We start from the raw sequence: 2,005 nt of genomic DNA, 5'->3' as shown, positions 1-2,005 counted from the left end.
CCGCGAGCTGTCGGACGCGCACCGCCAGCTCCAGGAGCAGGAGCGGCCGACCTACTCCGGTCTCGGCGCGCGCATCGAGCAGTTGCTGCGGCTCGCCGACTTCGGTCTCGACACCGCGCTCGACGCGGTCCGCGCGGCGGTGCTCGGCCGGGTCGTCGCCGAGTACGGCGCCGCGCGCACCCGGCGTCCCGACGCGGCCGAGCGCGCGGTCCGTGACCATCTTCACGCCGTGCGCTACGGTGACCAGGCCTGGCAGCTCACGGGCGGGCGAGGCGCGGCGAGGGAGCTCACGGGCCGCAGGATCCGGGGCCGGCGATGAACGCTCAACATCGGCGGCCCGTGCGCATGGGTAGACTGTCCCGATCTCGCGCCAGGAATCGGACCGCCCGGGGGGACCGGTCCCTCGATCCGGCGAACACGTAACCGAACGCCAACGCACCCAGCGAGCGGGAAGTATGCACCCACCTGGTCAGAAGAAGTCCATCGCAGGCACCCTCCTCAACGTTCTCGGCAGCGGGCCGAACTCCGCCGCCAGGCCCGCCCCGCCGGCCGCGCCGGCGCCGGACCGCGACGTCGTCCAGCCCGCGGCGGGCGAGGGGGCCCTCGAGAACCATCTCGGTGGCGATGAGGCCCGCAACTACCGCAAGTACGAGTACGAGACCGTCGCGCCCTACGTCGGACGTTCCCTGCTGGAGATCGGGTCCGGGCTCGGGCACTTCTCCGAGCAGTTCGCCGGACGGCTCGACTACCTCGTCGTCAGCGACAACGACCCCTACTGCGTGGGCGAGCTGCGCGCGCGCCACCAGGGCGACGACTCCGTCGAGGTCATCGACCTCGAACTGCCGGCGGAGGTGAAGATCCGGCAGAAGGTCGACACCGTCGTGATGATGAACGTCCTGGAGCACATCAAGGACGACGTCCAGGCGCTGCGCGACCTCGCCGCGGTCACCCTGCCCGGCGGCCGCATCGTCATCTGGGTCCCCGGCTACATGCAGCTCTACGGCGACTTCGACCGCAAGGTCGGGCACGTCACCCGCTACACCCCGGAGACGCTGGGGGCGGCCGTCCGCGCGGCGGGCCTGGTCCCCGAGGTGCTCAAGCCGATCAACTTCCTCGGCGGCATCGCCTGGTGGTTCGCGGTCCGCCGCGGCGGCGCCGGATACCCCGACCCGCGGCTCGTCAAGATCTACGACCGGACGGTCGTCCCGGTGACCCGCGCCATCGAGCGCGTGGTCCGCCCGCCCTTCGGCCAGACGGTCTTCTGCGTCGCCCGTGTTAAATCAAGCCCGGCCCAGAAGGACTAGCCCAGCGGGGGTGCGCGAATCGCTTCGTGATCTTCCCGGCGGGGCTCGCCTCCGGTGTCGCCCCGCCGGTCAGGTCGCGCGCTCGCGTGACGGCCTGGAGTCGCGGTCAGGGCGTCGGGAGCGTCTTCGGCGGCGTTCGACCATGGGCGTCGTGGGGCGGGGCTTGGCGTCCGTGGTGGTGCAGTCGGTGGCGGGGGCTTCCCTCCCGGGCACCCCGCCACCGGACCGTCGGACCACACGGGAACAGTGGCCGGCCTTCGCGGTCGCGGGTCGCGGGGACGGACGGCGCCCCGCCGATCGGAGGGGCGGCCCGCCGGCCGCTGGGGCCAGGGCCAGTGTGCTGCCCCGGAGGCCGTGACCACCGGTGGACGCCCGAATCCGCATGGCGGGCCAGGGCGGCGGCGGCTCAGGACGGCGGTGCGGTGGTGGCGAACAGGGCCAGCCGGTGCGCGGTCGCGGCGGCCTCGCCGCGGCTCGTCACCTCCAGCTTGCCGAGGATGTTCGAGACGTGCACGCTCGCCGTCTTCACCGAGATGAACAGCGTCTCGGCGATGTCGCGGTTGCTTCGGCCCTGGGCGACGAGCCGCAGCACCTCGAACTCGCGCGGCGTCAGGCCGAGCGGGGCGGCGGAGTCGGCGCCGGTGCGGCGCGGCCCGCGGGTGCGGCGCAGCAGGTCGTCCACGCGCGCCGCGAGCGGCGCC

Annotated in this window: 2 protein-coding genes and 1 pseudogene; 2 read left to right on the top strand and 1 reads right to left on the bottom strand. The window is 73.6% G+C overall.

Going from position 1 to position 2,005, the window contains the following annotated elements; translation table 11 throughout:
- Together E1291_RS41150 and E1291_RS41145 are read left to right on the top strand one after the other, a co-directional pair.
- Nucleotides 1–319 (top strand): annotated as a pseudogene (locus tag E1291_RS41150) (DivIVA domain-containing protein); the annotation flags it as partial.
- A gap of 136 nt (nucleotides 320–455) precedes the next feature.
- Nucleotides 456–1,304, top strand: coding sequence for a class I SAM-dependent methyltransferase (locus E1291_RS41145; RefSeq protein WP_131743435.1), 849 nt, complete (start codon nucleotides 456–458; stop codon nucleotides 1,302–1,304).
- A 406-nt stretch (nucleotides 1,305–1,710) separates the two neighbouring features.
- Here the strand turns inward: E1291_RS41145 and E1291_RS41140 are convergent.
- Nucleotides 1,711–2,005: response regulator transcription factor (locus tag E1291_RS41140; protein ID WP_131743434.1), on the bottom strand; the 295-nt coding region annotated here is incomplete at its 5' end.

Source organism: Actinomadura roseirufa (assembly GCF_900659635.1).
Classification (GTDB): domain Bacteria; phylum Actinomycetota; class Actinomycetes; order Streptosporangiales; family Streptosporangiaceae; genus Spirillospora; species Spirillospora roseirufa.
The sequence above is the reverse complement of the archived record's forward strand: the minus strand, read 5'-3'. Positions and strand labels throughout refer to the sequence as shown.